The sequence below is a fragment of the Actinomycetospora sp. ABD4_176 genome (genome assembly GCF_056311855.1).
In genome coordinates, this window is record NZ_CM149974.1 from 4,854,520 (window position 1) to 4,868,519 (window position 14,000).

The 14,000-nt window shown below is 75.0% G+C and carries 15 protein-coding genes; 11 read left to right on the forward strand and 4 right to left on the reverse strand.

Going from position 1 to position 14,000, the window contains the following annotated elements; all coding sequences use genetic code 11:
• Positions 1-13: 13 nt before the first annotated feature.
• Complete coding sequence (locus ACYX4T_RS23540; protein WP_476011636.1) at positions 14-679, reverse strand: GPR1/FUN34/YaaH family transporter; 666 nt, start codon at positions 677-679, stop codon at positions 14-16.
• Between the two features lie 206 nt (positions 680-885).
• Here ACYX4T_RS23540 and ACYX4T_RS23545 point away from each other — a divergent pair, with 206 nt between their 5' ends.
• The 6 genes from ACYX4T_RS23545 (at position 886) to ACYX4T_RS23570 (ending at position 6,785) form a co-directional block, all read left to right on the forward strand.
• The gene (locus ACYX4T_RS23545; RefSeq protein ID WP_476011637.1) at positions 886-1,416 is read left to right on the forward strand and encodes a hypothetical protein; all 531 of its coding nucleotides are present in this window, start codon (positions 886-888) and stop codon (positions 1,414-1,416) included.
• A 12-nt stretch (positions 1,417-1,428) separates the two neighbouring features.
• Positions 1,429-2,520, forward strand: a complete 1,092-nt coding sequence (locus ACYX4T_RS23550; protein WP_476011638.1) for a DMT family transporter — start codon at positions 1,429-1,431, stop codon at positions 2,518-2,520.
• A 4-nt stretch (positions 2,521-2,524) separates the two neighbouring features.
• Positions 2,525-3,376 (forward strand): bifunctional methylenetetrahydrofolate dehydrogenase/methenyltetrahydrofolate cyclohydrolase, encoded by an 852-nt coding sequence (locus ACYX4T_RS23555; protein ID WP_476011639.1) that lies wholly within the window; start codon positions 2,525-2,527, stop codon positions 3,374-3,376.
• A gap of 18 nt (positions 3,377-3,394) precedes the next feature.
• Entirely contained in the window at positions 3,395-3,898 is a 504-nt protein-coding gene (locus ACYX4T_RS23560; protein ID WP_476011640.1) for a DUF3017 domain-containing protein, read from the forward strand.
• 124 nt (positions 3,899-4,022) lie between these two features.
• The gene (locus tag ACYX4T_RS23565; RefSeq protein WP_476011641.1) at positions 4,023-5,240 is read left to right on the forward strand and encodes an NADP-dependent isocitrate dehydrogenase; all 1,218 of its coding nucleotides are present in this window, start codon (positions 4,023-4,025) and stop codon (positions 5,238-5,240) included.
• Between the two features lie 204 nt (positions 5,241-5,444).
• On the forward strand, positions 5,445-6,785 hold the full coding sequence (locus tag ACYX4T_RS23570) for an AI-2E family transporter (RefSeq protein ID WP_476011642.1): 1,341 nt from the start codon (positions 5,445-5,447) through the stop codon (positions 6,783-6,785).
• A gap of 126 nt (positions 6,786-6,911) precedes the next feature.
• On the opposite strand, the gene ACYX4T_RS23575 is transcribed toward ACYX4T_RS23570, so the two are convergent.
• Both ACYX4T_RS23575 and ACYX4T_RS23580 read right to left on the reverse strand, forming a co-directional pair.
• Positions 6,912-7,337 (reverse strand): DoxX family protein, encoded by a 426-nt coding sequence (locus tag ACYX4T_RS23575; RefSeq protein ID WP_476011643.1) that lies wholly within the window; start codon positions 7,335-7,337, stop codon positions 6,912-6,914.
• 71 nt (positions 7,338-7,408) lie between these two features.
• A complete protein-coding gene (locus ACYX4T_RS23580) occupies positions 7,409-7,891 on the reverse strand; it encodes a GNAT family N-acetyltransferase (protein ID WP_476011644.1) in 483 nt (160 codons plus the stop codon).
• A 48-nt stretch (positions 7,892-7,939) separates the two neighbouring features.
• Between ACYX4T_RS23580 and ACYX4T_RS23585 the strand changes: the two genes are divergently transcribed.
• Positions 7,940-8,479: a TetR family transcriptional regulator gene (locus ACYX4T_RS23585; protein ID WP_476011645.1), complete on the forward strand. Its 540-nt coding sequence runs from the start codon at positions 7,940-7,942 to the stop codon at positions 8,477-8,479.
• Between the two features lie 10 nt (positions 8,480-8,489).
• Here ACYX4T_RS23585 and ACYX4T_RS23590 read toward each other — a convergent pair whose 3' ends face one another.
• Positions 8,490-9,650, reverse strand: coding sequence for an MFS transporter (locus ACYX4T_RS23590; protein ID WP_476011646.1), 1,161 nt, complete (start codon positions 9,648-9,650; stop codon positions 8,490-8,492).
• Between the two features lie 116 nt (positions 9,651-9,766).
• On the opposite strand from ACYX4T_RS23590, the gene cofG reads away from it, so the two are divergent.
• Genes cofG through ACYX4T_RS23610 form a run of 4 tightly spaced genes read left to right on the forward strand, consistent with a single transcriptional unit; the run spans position 9,767 to position 13,977 of the window.
• Positions 9,767-11,101 carry a 7,8-didemethyl-8-hydroxy-5-deazariboflavin synthase CofG gene (gene cofG, locus ACYX4T_RS23595; protein WP_476011647.1) on the forward strand — a complete coding sequence of 445 codons (1,335 nt, stop codon included), beginning with the start codon at positions 9,767-9,769 and terminating at the stop codon, positions 11,099-11,101.
• On the forward strand, positions 11,098-12,237 hold the full coding sequence (locus tag ACYX4T_RS23600; protein ID WP_476011648.1) for an FO synthase: 1,140 nt from the start codon (positions 11,098-11,100) through the stop codon (positions 12,235-12,237). The genes cofG and ACYX4T_RS23600 overlap by 4 nt, the downstream gene beginning before the upstream one ends.
• A 9-nt stretch (positions 12,238-12,246) precedes the next feature.
• Positions 12,247-12,447 (forward strand): hypothetical protein, encoded by a 201-nt coding sequence (locus tag ACYX4T_RS23605; RefSeq protein WP_476011649.1) that lies wholly within the window; start codon positions 12,247-12,249, stop codon positions 12,445-12,447.
• A gap of 54 nt (positions 12,448-12,501) precedes the next feature.
• A complete protein-coding gene (locus ACYX4T_RS23610; protein WP_476011650.1) occupies positions 12,502-13,977 on the forward strand; it encodes a flavin-containing monooxygenase in 1,476 nt (491 codons plus the stop codon).
• Positions 13,978-14,000: the final 23 nt, after the last annotated feature.

Sequence of the window (14,000 nt, forward strand, 5' to 3'; positions counted from 1 at the left end):
CCGCGGGCCGCGGTCAGCCGCCGATGAGCGGCTTGCCCATCGGGAGGGCCTCGCCGCCGGTGGCCTGGCCGAGGGCGTCGACGAAGAGGTAGACGCCGACCAGGGCGAACGCGAACACCGCGATCCCGCCGCCGAAGAGCAGCCCGGTCGAGCCGTTGGCCGTGCCCAGCAGCACGAGCAGCAGCGCGGCGTCGACCAGCACGAACAGCAGCGTGAAGATCGACGGCAGGCGCAGCGAGGCGAGGGTGAGCACGACGATGCCGACCAGCCACGACAGCAGGAAGGTCTCCTGGGCCCCGGTGGCGACGGCGGTGTCGGTGGACGTCGGCCCGAACCAGTCGGCGCCCAGCGACGTCGCCAGCACGGCGAAGCTCAACCAGAAGCCCGCGAAGATGCCGAAGATCGCGGCGACGGGCCCGGCCCCGGTGCGGATCGCCCAGAACGTCGCGATGAGCTGCCCGATGCCGGTGCACATGAACAGGATCGGGAGCATGCCCACGAGCGCCGTGCTCGAAGCCCCGGTGAACCCGACGAGGTAGAGGCCGAGGGCCACCGACCCGATGACGAAGGTGGGTACGCCCACCAGCGCCGGGTTGGCGGCGGCCGCCGCGGCCGCCTCGTCGGCGTCGGTGTCGGGTGCCGCGTGGGCGGCGGTGGGTCGCTCGTCGATCGTGCTCATCCCCAGCTCCTCCGTGTCCGCCCGGGACCGCGCGATCGGGACTCGCCCCCCTCGATGCGCCACGGAGCGCAACGTCGTGGACCCGGTGCGCGGTCGAGTCTGCTGTGGGACACGTCACGAGGGGCACCGGTCGAACGGACGGGCACGACCGGAGGGGGCGCCTGCCCGACCGCATCGTGAACCGATCCAGGGCACGATGGGCGTCCATGGGTCGACGGAGGGGCGCGCCGGTGCTGCGCGAGATCGCCCGGGGCGTGCTCGGGGGCGCCGCCGGCACCGGGGCGATGGCCGCCGCGGCCGCGCTCCGGCGGCGGCGATACGCCCGCCGGCAGGGCATCGACCCGTCCGAGATCGAGATCATCCTCGACTACGACGACAGCGAGCACGTCGTCATCGCGGCGTCGACGCTGCTGCGCCACGCCATCGGCTGGGCCCCGCGGACGGCGGAGGGCCGCCGGGCGCTGTTCTGGGTCGTGCACTGGGGCTACGGCTCGGCGGTCGGCACGGCCCACGTCGGCCTCCAGCACCTCCTGGCCCGCGAGCCGGGCCCGGGACTGGCGTTCTTCGCCGGCAGCCAGGTGATGGCCCTCGGCCTGTTCCCGGTGCTCGGCGACACCCCGCCGCCCTGGCGATGGGAGCGCCGGCTGCTGGTGACGAGCTTCGTCCAGCACGGCATCTACGCCGGCGCGGTCGCCGCGGCGAACTCGGCGACCACCCGGATGATCACCAGGCGCTAGGTTCCCGGGACCGTGGCCGCTCCTCGCACCGCCCTCGGGCTCGCCGGTGCCTTCGTCACGGGCGGGTTCATCGTCGCCCAGGCGCGGATCAACGCCGAGCTCGGCGTGGCCCTCGGCGACGGGGTGCTCGCCGCGGTCGTGTCGTTCGGTCTCGGCCTGGTCCTGCTGCTCGTCCTCCTCGCGCTGCTGCCCGCGGGGCGGCGCGGGCTCCGGCGGGTCCGGGCCGCCCGGCGCCGCGGCACGCTGCGGCCCTGGCAGCTGCTCGGCGGGCTGGGCGGGGCGCTGCTCGTCGCCGGGCAGGGCCTCACCGCGCACGTGCTCGGCACCGCGCTGTTCACCATCGCCGTCGTCGCCGGCCAGTCCAGCGGCGGCCTCGTCGTCGACCGCGCCGGGCTCGGCCCGGCGGGCCCCCGGCGCACGACGCCGCCGCGCGTGCTCGGCGCGGTCCTCATGCTCGGGGCGGTCGCGCTGTCGGTGGCGCCGTCGGTCAGTACCGAGGCGCCGGTGGTGCTGGCGCTGCTCCCGCTCGCCGCCGGGGTCGCGATCGCCACGCAGCAGGCGCTGAACGGGCAGGTCGCCGCCGCGGCGAGCGGGGTGCGCGGGACCGCCGAGGACCCCGGCGAGGACCCTGCCGAGGACCCCGTCCCGCCGGGCGAGCGCGATTCCGTCGTCGCGTCGGTGCTGCCCGCCGCCACGATCAACTTCGTCGTCGGGCTCGCCGCGCTGGTGGTCGCCGGGATCGTCGCGGTGCTGCTGCTCGGCCCGCCGCACCCCTTCCCGAGCGCCTGGTACCTCTACCTCGGCGGGCCGTTCGGGGCGGTCTTCATCGGGCTGAGCGCGTGGATCGTCGGGCAGATCGGGGTCCTGCTGCTCTCGCTCGGCGCGGTCGCGGGGCAGATCGTGGGCTCGCTGGCGATCGACCTCGCGATCCCGTCGTCGGCGGGCACCCCGGGGGCCACGACGATCCTCGGCGCGGTGCTCACGCTGGTCGCGGCGGGGGTGGCGTCGGCGCCGTGGCCGCTGTTTCGGCCGGGGTCGCGGCGACGGTCCGGGCCGGCGGGGCGGTCGGCTCCGCGGGGCACGGGGTCCGGCCTGCCATCATGAGGTCGTGACCGCGACCAAGCTGGACGGGAAGGCCACCCTCGCCGCGATCCTCGAGGACCTGCGCGGACGGGTGGAGAAGCTCACGGCCGCGGGCCGCACACCCGGCCTCGGCACCGTGCTGGTCGGCGACGACCCGGGGTCGCACTCCTACGTCAAGGCCAAGCACAGCGACTGCGCGAAGGTCGGCATCGACTCGATCCGTCGCGACCTGCCCGCCGACGCCACCCAGGCCGACGTCGAGCGCGCGATCGACGAGCTCAACGCCGACCCGGCGTGCACCGGTTACATCGTCCAGCTCCCGCTGCCCCGGGGCCTGGACTCGGGTGCGGTGCTCGAGCGCATCGACCCCGACAAGGACGCCGACGGGCTCCACCCCACCAACCTCGGTCGGCTCGTCCTCCAGGAGCCGGGCCCGCTGCCGTGCACCCCGCGCGGCGTGGTGGAGCTGCTGCGCCGCTACGACGTGCCGCTCGACGGCGCGAAGGTCACCGTCCTCGGCCGCGGCGTGACGGTCGGGCGCCCGTTGGGGCTGCTGCTGACGCTGCGCTCGGTCAACGCCACCGTGACCCTGTGCCACACCGGCACCAAGGACGTCGCCGCGGAGCTGCGGGCCGCCGACGTCGTCGTCGCGGCGGCCGGGGTGCCCGGGCTCGTCACCGCGGACATGGTCAAGCCCGGCGCGGCGGTGCTCGACGTCGGCATCACGCGCGGCGAGAACGGGCTGGTCGGTGACGTCGCCCCCGAGGTCGGCGAGGTGGCCTCGTTCCTCGCGCCGGTCCCCGGCGGCGTCGGCCCGATGACGCGCGGGATGCTGCTCACCAACGTCGTCGAGCGCGCGGAGCGGGTGAGCGGGTGAGCACCGGATGAGCACCGGATGACCTTCGTGACACCCCGCCCGGGCCCGCCGCCGCAGACGCCCGCGCCCCCCACGCCGCCGCCGCAGGGGCCGCCGGCGGCGCGTCCGGCCGCGTCGACGTCGATGTCGGAGCCGGCCCCGCTGCCCGCCCCCGTCGCCCCGGCGCCCCCGCCCGACGAGAGCCCCACCGAGATGCTCCCGGCGGGCCGTCACGCGCGGCCGCGCCGCACCCGCGCCGAGACCCTGCGCAAGATCCGCGGGCACCTGCCGTTCCTCGCGGTGATGGTCGTCGTGGCCGTCGCGTTCGGCCGGATCGGCCTGCAGCACTGGCGCGAGGGGACCACCGAGCTGGGCCTCGCGCTGCTGCTCGCCGGGGTCCTGCGCGCGAGCCTCACCCGCACCGCGGCGGGCCTGCTCGCGGTCCGCAGCCGGCGCGTCGACATCGTCACCTACGTGCTGTTCGGGCTGGTCATGATCGCCGTCTCCCTGACGATCAGCGGGGGCCCGCTGGCCTACCGGTGACGTGCCGGTGACACCGCCCACCGGGGTATTCCTCACCCGTCGTCGTCGCCGGACGCGTTGATAGCGTGCGGTCAGGTCAGCCGGGCGCCGGTGGTCGGTGCCCCAGGAGGAGGTCTCCCGAGTCGTGGCGAAGATCAAGGTAGAGGGCACCGTCGTCGAGCTCGACGGTGACGAGATGACCCGGATCATCTGGCAGTTCATCAAGGACAAGCTGATCCACCCGTACCTCGACATCGACCTCGAGTACTACGACCTGGGCATCGAGCACCGCGACGAGACCGACGACCAGGTCACCGTCGACGCGGCCAACGCGATCAAGAAGCACGGCGTCGGCGTCAAGTGCGCGACGATCACGCCGGACGAGGCGCGGGTCGAGGAGTTCGGCCTCAAGCGGATGTACCGCTCGCCCAACGGCACGATCCGCAACATCCTCGGCGGCGTCATCTTCCGCGAGCCGATCGTCTGCCAGAACATCCCGCGCTACGTCCCGCACTGGACGAAGCCGATCGTCGTCGGCCGTCACGCCCACGGCGACCAGTACCTGGCCCAGGACTTCAAGGTCCCCGGTCCCGGCACGGTCACCATCAGCTACACGCCCGACGGCGAGGGCGAGCCGATGGAGTTCCAGGTCGCGAAGTTCCCGGAGGACGGGGGCGTCGCGCTGGGCATGTACAACTACAAGGACTCGATCGTCGACTTCGCCCGCGCCTCCCTGCGCTACGGGCTGGACCGCAACTACCCGGTCTACATGTCGACCAAGAACACCATCCTCAAGGCGTACGACGGCATGTTCCGCGACACCTTCGAGGAGATCTTCGAGTCGGAGTTCAAGGCCGACTTCGAGAAGGCCGGCCTCACCTACGAGCACCGCCTCATCGACGACATGGTCGCCGCCGCCCTGAAGTGGGAGGGCGGGTACGTCTGGGCCTGCAAGAACTACGACGGCGACGTGCAGTCCGACATCGTCGCGCAGGGCTTCGGCTCGCTCGGCCTCATGACCTCGGTGCTCATGACGCCCGACGGCACGGTCGAGGCCGAGGCCGCCCACGGCACCGTGACCCGCCACTTCCGCCAGCACCAGCAGGGCAAGGAGACCTCGACCAACCCGGTCGCGTCGATCTTCGCCTGGAGCCGCGGGCTGTCGCAGCGGGGCAAGCTGGACGGCAACGACGCCCTCGTCGACTTCGCGCAGAAGATGGAGGACGTCTGCGTGAACACCATCGAGAGCGGCAAGATGACCAAGGACCTGGCGCTGCTCGTCGGCAAGGACGCCGACTACCTCAACACCCAGGACTTCCTCGACGCCATCGACGAGGGCCTCCAGAAGGCCGTCGCGAACTAGCGCCCGCAGACAGCCCGCTCGGGCCCCTCCCCGCACGTCGGGGAGGGGCCCGACGTGTCTCCGCGGCCGTGCAGGGCGGGCGGGACGACCACCGACGGGTAGGGCGAGCGGCGGCTGGGCACCCCGGCGCCGACCACGACCCTGCGCCGCCGCGCGACGTCACCGCATCCCCGGAGGACCTCGATCGCTGGGAGACTCACGTCCATGGACGAGGCACCCGCGTCGCGGGACATCGCGCGAGGGCACCAGCCCACGCGCGGTCACGTCATCGGGGAGGGCCTCGCCTGGACCGCGCGGTGGAGCCTGCGGTTCCTGCTGGTCGCGGCCGCCCTGACGCTGCTCGGGCTGATGGCGATCTGGCTCTGGTCGATCGTCTTCCCGGTGTTCCTCGGGCTCGTCATCGCGACCGTGATCGAGCCGCCGGTGACGTTCCTGCGCCGCCGCCGGGTGCCGGCCGCGCTGGCCACCGCGCTGGTGCTCGTGCTGGGGCTCGGCGTCCTCGGCGGGATCGTCGCGCTCATCGCGCCGGCCGTGGCGGGGCAGGCACCGGCGATCGTCCAGGGCGCGTCGCAGGGCATCCAGCAGATCCAGAGCTGGCTGCAGGGCCCGCCGTTCAACCTGGGCGCGAGCCAGATCGGTGGCTACGTGCAGATGGCGACCGACCGTCTGCAGCAGAGCGCCGGCCAGATCGCCACCGGCGTCCTCACCGGCGTCACCACGGTCGCCAACGGCGTCATCAACGCGGTGCTGGCGGTCGTCCTCGCGTTCCTGTTCGTCAAGGACGGCCCGAAGTTCCTGCCCTGGCTGCAGCGCGTGGCGGGCCCGACGTCGGGCGGGCACCTCGCCGAGGTCGGCCGCCGCAGCTGGCGCAGCCTCGGCGGGTTCATCCGCAGCCAGGCGCTCATCGGCCTCGTCGACGCCGTGTTCATCGGCATCGGTCTGGTCATCTTCGGGGTGCCGCTGGCGCTGCCGCTCGCCGTGCTGACGTTCTTCGGCGCGTTCATCCCGATCGTCGGCGCCCTCGTGGCCGGTGCGCTGTCCGTGCTCATCGCGCTGGTCGTGCAGGGTCTCGGCACCGCCATCGGGGTGCTGATCCTCATCCTCGCCGTGCAGCAGATCGAGGGGAACCTGCTCCAGCCGCTCGTGCAGGGCCGGGGCCTCGGGCTCAACGCGGCGCTGGTCATCCTCGCCGTGACCGCGGGCTCGAGCCTCGCCGGCATCGCCGGAGCGTTCCTCGCGGTGCCGGTGGCAGCCGTGATCGCGGAGATCCTGCGCTACATCGGCCAGCAGATCGACGTCCGGACCGGGGAGCGCGCGGAGGCGCCGGACGAGGTCGCCGAGGACGAGACGCTGGAGCACCACGAGGAGCCGACCGGGGTGCGGCCGGTCGAGGACGCGCTCGGCAACGGGTCGGACCCGCCGGCCGACAGCCCCACCGACAGCCCCGCCGACACCCCGACCGACACCCGGACCGACGCGGACGTCCCGTCGCACGACGGCGTGCCGGAGAGCCGGGGCGGGTCGGGGTCGTCGCTGCGGCCCTGACCTCGCCCCCCGTACCAGCGATGCGGCATCGCTGGCGCTGGTCACCAGGATCGCCACATCCTCGCGAGGACGACACGCCGCAGTGCCCGCCCCGCGAGCGAGGTCGGGCGCCGAGGACCGGCGGGATCACCGTGCGAACAGGACCGCGCGCGGGTTCCGGAGCAGGGCGACGGTCTCGTGGCGGCGCACCCAGGCGACGACCGCGACGAGCACGAGCACGACCGCCGGGACGAGGATCATCGCGCCGCCCAGCGTGATGGCGGTGATGATCACGGCACCGGTCATCAGGGCGACGCACCCGGTGGCGGCGAGGCCGGCGAGCCGGGGGACGAGCAAACCGATGGCCGCCGCGAGCTCGACGACGCCGAGGGCGACGGTGCCGGCCCCGCCGATCCCCATCATCGCGAAGCCGGCGACGACCGTCGGCTCGAGCGAGATCTTGCCAGCCGCGGAGAAGAGGTAGACGGCGGCCAGCAGGACCTGGAGCACGCCGAGGGCCCAGCGGACGGCGCGGGGGCGCGCGGTGGCGGTGGTGACGGTCGCGGCGTTCATGGTGGAGTCCTCCAGTCTGTTCAACCCATCGGTTTGATATAAGAACAGGACTGGAGAGTCCGGTCAAGGGGTCAGACGAGTGCGAGCTCGTACGACTGGCCCCGCACCTCGCCCCCGAACTCCGTGTGGACCTCCTCGCCGGTCAGGACGAAGCCGGCCTCGAGGTAGAGGTGCCGCGCGGCCGCGAGGGGCTCGTTGGTCCACAGCACCAGGCGGGCGGCGCCGCTGTCGCGGGCGAAGTCGACGCACCGCGCCACGAGCCGGCGCCCGACGCCGTGCCCGCGCGCGGCGGGGTCGACCAGCAGCAGCCGCAGGCGCGCCGTTGCCTCGTCGTCGCGCACGCACAGCACGCTGCCGACGCGCACGCCGTCGAGCTCCGCGATCCACCCGGCGTCGCGCCCCGGCACGGCACCGGTGGCGAACCGGGCGACGATCGGCGCCGTCACCGCGTCGATCGCCCACCCGTACTCGGAGGCGTAGAGCTCGCCGTGGGCCATGAGCACCCAGCCCAGGTCCCCGGGCCGGCCCAGCTCCCGGATCGCCACCTCGCCCATCACGACCTCCTCACTGAAACGACTGTTTCAGTGAAGCACACTGCCGGGGTGACGGGGAACGGTTCGGCACGGCAACAGGAGCTGCTCGAGGCCGCGTACGCGTGGGTGCTCGAGCACGGGTGGGCGGGGATGAGCCTGCGCCCGCTGGCCGAGGCCATCGGGTCGAGCCCCCGCGTGCTGCTGTTCCTCTTCGGCAGCAAGGACGGGCTGGTCCGCGCCCTGCTCGCGCGCTCGCGCACCGACCAGCTCGCGGTCGTCGACGCCGTCGGCGAGGGCGGGGAGCTCGCCGAGGTCGGGGCGCGGGTGTGGGCGTGGCTCGCCGCGCCGGAGCACCGCGCGCTCCTGCGGCTGTGGCTCGAGGCCTACACGCACTCGGTGACCGACACCGGCGACGGCCCGTGGGCGGGGTTCGCCGCGCAGACCGTCGCCGACTGGGACGCCCTGCTCGCCGCGCACCAGGCCGTCGACGACCCGGCCCGGCGCGTGCTGCTGCTCGCCGTGCTGCGCGGGGCCCTGCTCGACCTCCTCGCCACCGGCGACGCCGAGCGCCTCGACGCCGCCGTCGCCGCCCACCTCGCGACGCTGTGACCCGGCGCGGTCAGGCGGCGAGCCCGACCAGCGCGGCCAGCACCGTCGCGAGCCCGAGCACGAGGAACGCCGCCGGGAAGCCGCCGACGGCCGTCGCGACGGCCACCCCGCCGGCCGGGGCCAGCGCGACCGCGAGCGTCACGGGCGCGGAGAAGACGCCGTTGACCCGGCCGAACGCGCGGGTGCCCCAGCGGTCGGCGACGGTCGAGGCCTGCAGCAGCGTGTGCAGCCCGCGCCCCGCGCCGGCGACGACCGCGAGCGCGGCGAGCAGCACCGTCGGCCCGGGCACCATCGCCAGCGCCAGCACACCGGCACTGCCCAGCAGCAGGACGCCCGCGACGCGCGTGCGCGCCGTCGAGTGCCGGACCAGCGGGACGAACGCCAGCCGCCCCGCCACCTGCCCGACGCCGGTGAGCCCCAGCGCGAGCGCCGCCGTGCCCAGGTCCAGGCCACGCCCGACGAGCAGCGCGACGAGGTTGATCGTGGTCGCGTAGAGGCCGAACGCGCCGACCGTCATCACCGTCGTGACGACGGCGAAGCGCGGGCTGCGCAGGACGTCGCGGGCGTGGTCGGCGTCGCTCGGCCCGCCGGCGGCCCGGTCGTGCGCCCGCCACGGCGGGGTGAGGAAGGCGGCGTGCAGGGGGACGGCGACGACGGCGAGCACCACGGCGAGCACTCCGAACACCCCGCGCCAGCCGAGCGGGTCGAGCAGGACGGCGGTCAGGGGCGCGAAGACCGTGCTCGAGAAGCCGGCGACGAGGGTCACTGTCGTCAGCGCGCGCACCCGCTCGTCGCCGTACCAGCCGGTGAGCGCGGCGAAGGCCGGCGGGTAGAACGTCGCGGCCTGGGCGAGACCCGCGAGCGCCCAGGCCGCGTAGAACAGCGGCAGGGTCGGGGCCGTGGCGACGGCGACGGTCGCGAGGACGCCGACGACGGAGCCGGTGGTCATCACCACACGCGGGCCGCGGCGGTCGATCAGCCGCCCGACGACGATGCCGGCGCCGGCCGACACGAGGGCGCCGACCGAGAACGCGCCCGTGGCGGCCGCGACCGACCAGCCGGTGTCGGCGCTGATGGACCCCACGAGCACCGGGAACGCGTAGTAGAGGACGCCCCAGCTCACGACCTCGGTGACGCACAGCGCGGCCAGCGCGCGGCTCCGGGGCTCCACGACGCCCACCCTGGACCAGCGGGGCCGCCGGCCGGCGTGTCGCACGGGCGACAATGTGGCGATCCTGGCGTCCCGTGCGGGCGATGCCGCATCGCTCGCACGCGTAGGTTCGGGACGTGGTCTTCCTCGCCGATCTCCCGGAACCCGCGCCGCTGCCGCGCGGGCTGGTGGAGCTGCCGGAGCCGGCGGAGCCGTCGCGCACCGACGTCCGGGTCGCGCTCGGACGGGCCGCGGACGGCGCGCTCGCCGACGACCCGCAGGACCCCGCCACGCTCCTCGACGCGACGACGCTGCTCGCGGCGCGGGGCGAGGAGCTCGATGCGCTGCTCGGGCTCGCCGCCGCCCGCCGCGATGCGCACCTCCTCGCCGAGGGCCGTCCGGGCGTCGTCACCTACAGCCCCAAGGTCTTCGTGCCGCTGACCCGGCTGTGCCGCGACCGCTGTCACTACTGCACGTTCGCGACGGTCCCGGGGCGCCTGCCCGCGGCCTACCTCGAGCGCGACGAGGTGCTCGACATCGCCCGCGCCGGCGCCGCGCAGGGCTGCACCGAGGTGCTGTTCACCCTCGGCGACCGGCCCGAGGGGCGCTGGTCGGCGGCTCGCGAGTGGCTCGGCGCGCGGGGACTGGGCACGACGCTCGAGCACGTCGAGCAGTCCGCCCGGGCCGTCCTGCACGAGACCGGCATGCTCCCGCACCTCAACCCCGGCGTCATGGACCTCGTCGAGCTGCAGCGCCTCCGCGCGGTCTCGCCGTCGATGGGGATGATGCTCGAGACGACGGCGACGCGGCTGTGGTCGCGGCCGGGCGGCGCGCACTACGGCTCGCCGGACAAGGAGCCCGCGCTGCGCCGCCGCGTCGTCGACGACGCCGGTCGCGCGCGCGTGCCCTTCACCAGCGGGATCCTCGTCGGCATCGGCGAGCACCGGGCCGAGCGGGCGCAGTCGCTGCTCGTGCTCGCGGAGTCGGCACGGCGGGGCGAGCACCTGCAGGAGGTGATCGTCCAGAACTTCCGCGCCAAGCCCGACACGGCCATGCGCGGAGAGCCCGACGCCGAGTTCGACGCGTTCGTCGCGGCGGTCGCCGTGGCCCGGCTGATCATGCCACTCGGTGTCAGTGTCCAGGCGCCGCCGAACCTCGCGGGCGACCTGGACGACAGCGCGAGCGCGGCCCAGGACCAGGCGCTGCTGCTGCGCGCGGGCATCGACGACTGGGGCGGCGTCTCCCCGGTGACGCCCGACCACGTCAACCCCGAGCGCCCCTGGCCCGGGCTCGACGCGCTGCGCGACGTCACCGCCGCGGCGGGGTTCACCCTCACCCCGAGGTTGACCGTCTACCCGCGCTACGCCCGCGACCCCGACCGCTGGCTGCACCCCGACCTCGTCGACCCCGTGATCGCACTCGCCGACCCCGACGGCCTGGCCCGGGTGCGCCGGCCGGCAGCGGCACGGTGAGCCTGCGCCCGCACCTCGCGCGCGCCGAGGCGACCCCCGCCGGCCTGTCCGACGACGCCTACGTCGACCTGCTCGGTGCCGACGGCGAGGAGCTCGAGGCGCTGTGCGCGCTCGCCGACGGCGTGCGGCGCGACGTCGTCGGCGACCAGCTGACCTTCGTCGCGAACCGCAACCTCGACACCGCCGTCGTCCGCGACCCCGCCCACGCCTCCGCGCTCGTCGACGAGGCCTGGACGCTCGGGGCCACGGAGATCTGCGTCCAGGGCCCGCTGCCGCCGGACGTGCCGCACCGCGCGCCGCTCGACCTCGTCGCGCTGATCACCGGCCGGGTGCCGCTGCACCTGCACGCGTTCCGGCCCGCGGAGGTCGCCGACGGCGCGGCGCGCCTGCGGCTCGACGCCCGCGACTTCCTCTTCGCCGCGCGCGAGGCCGGGCTCGGGTCGGTGCCGGGCACTGCGGCGCGCATCCTCGACGACGACGTCCGGGCCCTGCTCACCGGCGGCACCGACATCCCCGCCGCGCGCTGGACCGAGCTCGTCACCACCGCGCACGCGGTCGGGCTGCGCTCCACGGCGACGATGGTCTACGGGCACGTCGAGACCCCGGCGCAGCAGGTCGCGCACCTGCGCGCGCTCGCCGCGATCCAGGACCGGACCGGCGGGTTCACCGAGTTCATCCCCATGCCGATCCAGCCGGAGGCGCTGCCGCTGGAGCTGCTGCCACCCGAGCTGCGGCGTGTCGCGGATCGAGGATGTGGCGATCCTGGCGTTGAACGCCAGCGAAGCCGCATCGCTCGCACGCGGAACAACCCCGATGCGCGGGAGACCCGCGCGCTCTACGCGGTGGCGCGGCTGGTGCTGCACGGGCGGATCGACCACGTGCAGGCGGCCTGGCCCAAGCTCGGGCCCGAGCTCACGACCGCCGTGCTGCGCGGGGGTGCCGACGACGCCGGCGGGCTGCTGCTCGACGGCGCCCTCGACCCCGCGGCCGGGGCGGAGGCGGGCCGCCAGCTCACTCTGGCGCAGGTCGAGGAGCTCGCCGCCGCGCTCGGACGCACGCCGCGCCAGCGCACGACCCTCTACGACGACGCGCCCGCCGACCGGCAGGCGGTGTTGCGCGCGGGGATCCCCGGCTAGCGTCGAAGCATGGTCGGGGGCACGGGCATGGCGGGGGAGTCGTTCCACGACGCCGCGAGCGGCACGCAGCACGGCGTGGGGTCGCCGCAGGCCGGACGCCGGTCGGCGGTCGCCGCCGAGGTGGAGCGCGCGACGAGCCGGGCGCGGCTGTGGTTCGCGCTGGTCGTCCTGGCCGCCCTCCTGGTGCTCGGGCTCATCGTCCTGCTCTGACGCCCGCGACGCTGCGGCGTACGTTCGGGGCGTGGCCGACCACCCCGTGACGCCGTGACCGGAACGGTCGACGTCGACGTCGACGTCGCGGTGGTCGGGGCCGGGTTCGCCGGGATCGGCCTGGGCATCCGCCTCGCCCGGCGGCGGCGCGAGTCGTTCGTCGTCCTCGAGCGGGCCCACGGCGTCGGCGGCACGTGGCGCGACAACCGCTACCCCGGCGTCGCCTGCGACGTCCCCTCGCACCTCTACTCGTTCTCGTTCCGGCCCAAGCCCGACTGGTCGCGGGTGTTCGCGCCCGGCGCGGAGATCCACTCCTACCTGCGGGAGTGCGCCCGCGACGAGGGCCTCGACCCGCACCTGCGCCTCGGCACCGACATGCAGCGCGCCCGATGGGACGGCAGCCGCTGGCGGATCGCGACGTCGGCGGGGACCTACCGCGCCCGGGTGCTGGTCGTCGCGGCCGGGCGCCTGTCCGAGCCCCGCATCCCCGAGATCCCGGGGCTCTCGGCGTTCGACGGGCCGGTGTTCCACTCCGCGCGCTGGGACGGCGCCGCCGCGCTGACCGGGCGCCGCGTCGGCGTGGTCGGCACTGGTGCCTCGGCCGCGCAGATCGTGCCCGCGCTGGCCGGCAGCGCCTCCCACCTCGTCGTCTTCCAGCGCACCCCGCCCTGGGTGGTGCCGCGCGGCGACCGCGCCTACTCCGCCCAGGAGCGCCGCACCTTCGCCCTCGATCCGGGCGCCGAGCGGGCGCTGCGCGAGGAGCTGTTCGACGAGGCCGAGCGCGCCATCGGCGCCCGCCGCCGCGTGCGTCCCGACATCGACCGGCTGCGCGACCGCGCCCTCGCGCACCTGACCGCGCAGGTCCCGGACGAGCGGCTGCGCGCCCGGCTGCGCCCCGAGTACGAGATCGGGTGCAAGCGCATCGTCATCTCCGACGACCTCTACCCGGCACTCGGCCGCGACGACGTGACCCTCGAGCCCAGCGCCCTGCAGCGCGTCGAGAAGTCGACCGCGATCGCCGCGTCCGGCGCCCACCACCCGCTCGACGCCCTCGTGCTCGCCACCGGCTTCTGGACGACCCGGCTGCCCTTCGCGCAGCGCATCGAGGGCCGCCACGGGCTTCTCGCCGACCGCTGGGCCGACGGCATGACCGCGCACGCCTCCACCGCCGTGCACGGCTTCCCCAACATGTTCGTGCTCAACGGCCCGAACGCGAGCCTCGGGCACAACTCCGCCGTCTACATGATCGAGACCCAGATCGACCACGTCCTCGGCGCGCTCGACCACCTCGCCGCCGGCGACGGCACGCCGCTCGAGGTCACCGCGGCCGCCGAGGAGGCCTACACCCGCGAGATCGACGCGATGGGCGCCGAGACCGTGTGGCTGCAGGGCGGGTGCCGCAGCTGGTACGTCGACGAGGCCAGCGGGCGGCTCACCCTGCTCTGGCCCGGCACCGCCCGCTCCTTCCGGGCCCGCAACGGGCAGTTCGACCCGCGGCCGTACGGACAACCGCCCGCCAGGGGCACGTGACCGCGCGTGGGGGGCCGCCACCC

Coding starts and splice junctions, on each gene's coding strand:
- ACYX4T_RS23540 (WP_476011636.1), bottom strand. CDS start 679: ATGAGCACGATCGACGAGCGACCCACCGCCGCCCACGCGGCACCCGAC.
- ACYX4T_RS23545 (WP_476011637.1), top strand. CDS start 886: ATGGGTCGACGGAGGGGCGCGCCGGTGCTGCGCGAGATCGCCCGGGGC.
- ACYX4T_RS23560 (WP_476011640.1), top strand. CDS start 3,395: ATGACCTTCGTGACACCCCGCCCGGGCCCGCCGCCGCAGACGCCCGCG.
- ACYX4T_RS23570 (WP_476011642.1), top strand. CDS start 5,445: ATGGACGAGGCACCCGCGTCGCGGGACATCGCGCGAGGGCACCAGCCC.
- ACYX4T_RS23575 (WP_476011643.1), bottom strand. CDS start 7,337: ATGAACGCCGCGACCGTCACCACCGCCACCGCGCGCCCCCGCGCCGTC.
- ACYX4T_RS23580 (WP_476011644.1), bottom strand. CDS start 7,891: ATGGGCGAGGTGGCGATCCGGGAGCTGGGCCGGCCCGGGGACCTGGGC.
- ACYX4T_RS23605 (WP_476011649.1), top strand. CDS start 12,247: ATGGTCGGGGGCACGGGCATGGCGGGGGAGTCGTTCCACGACGCCGCG.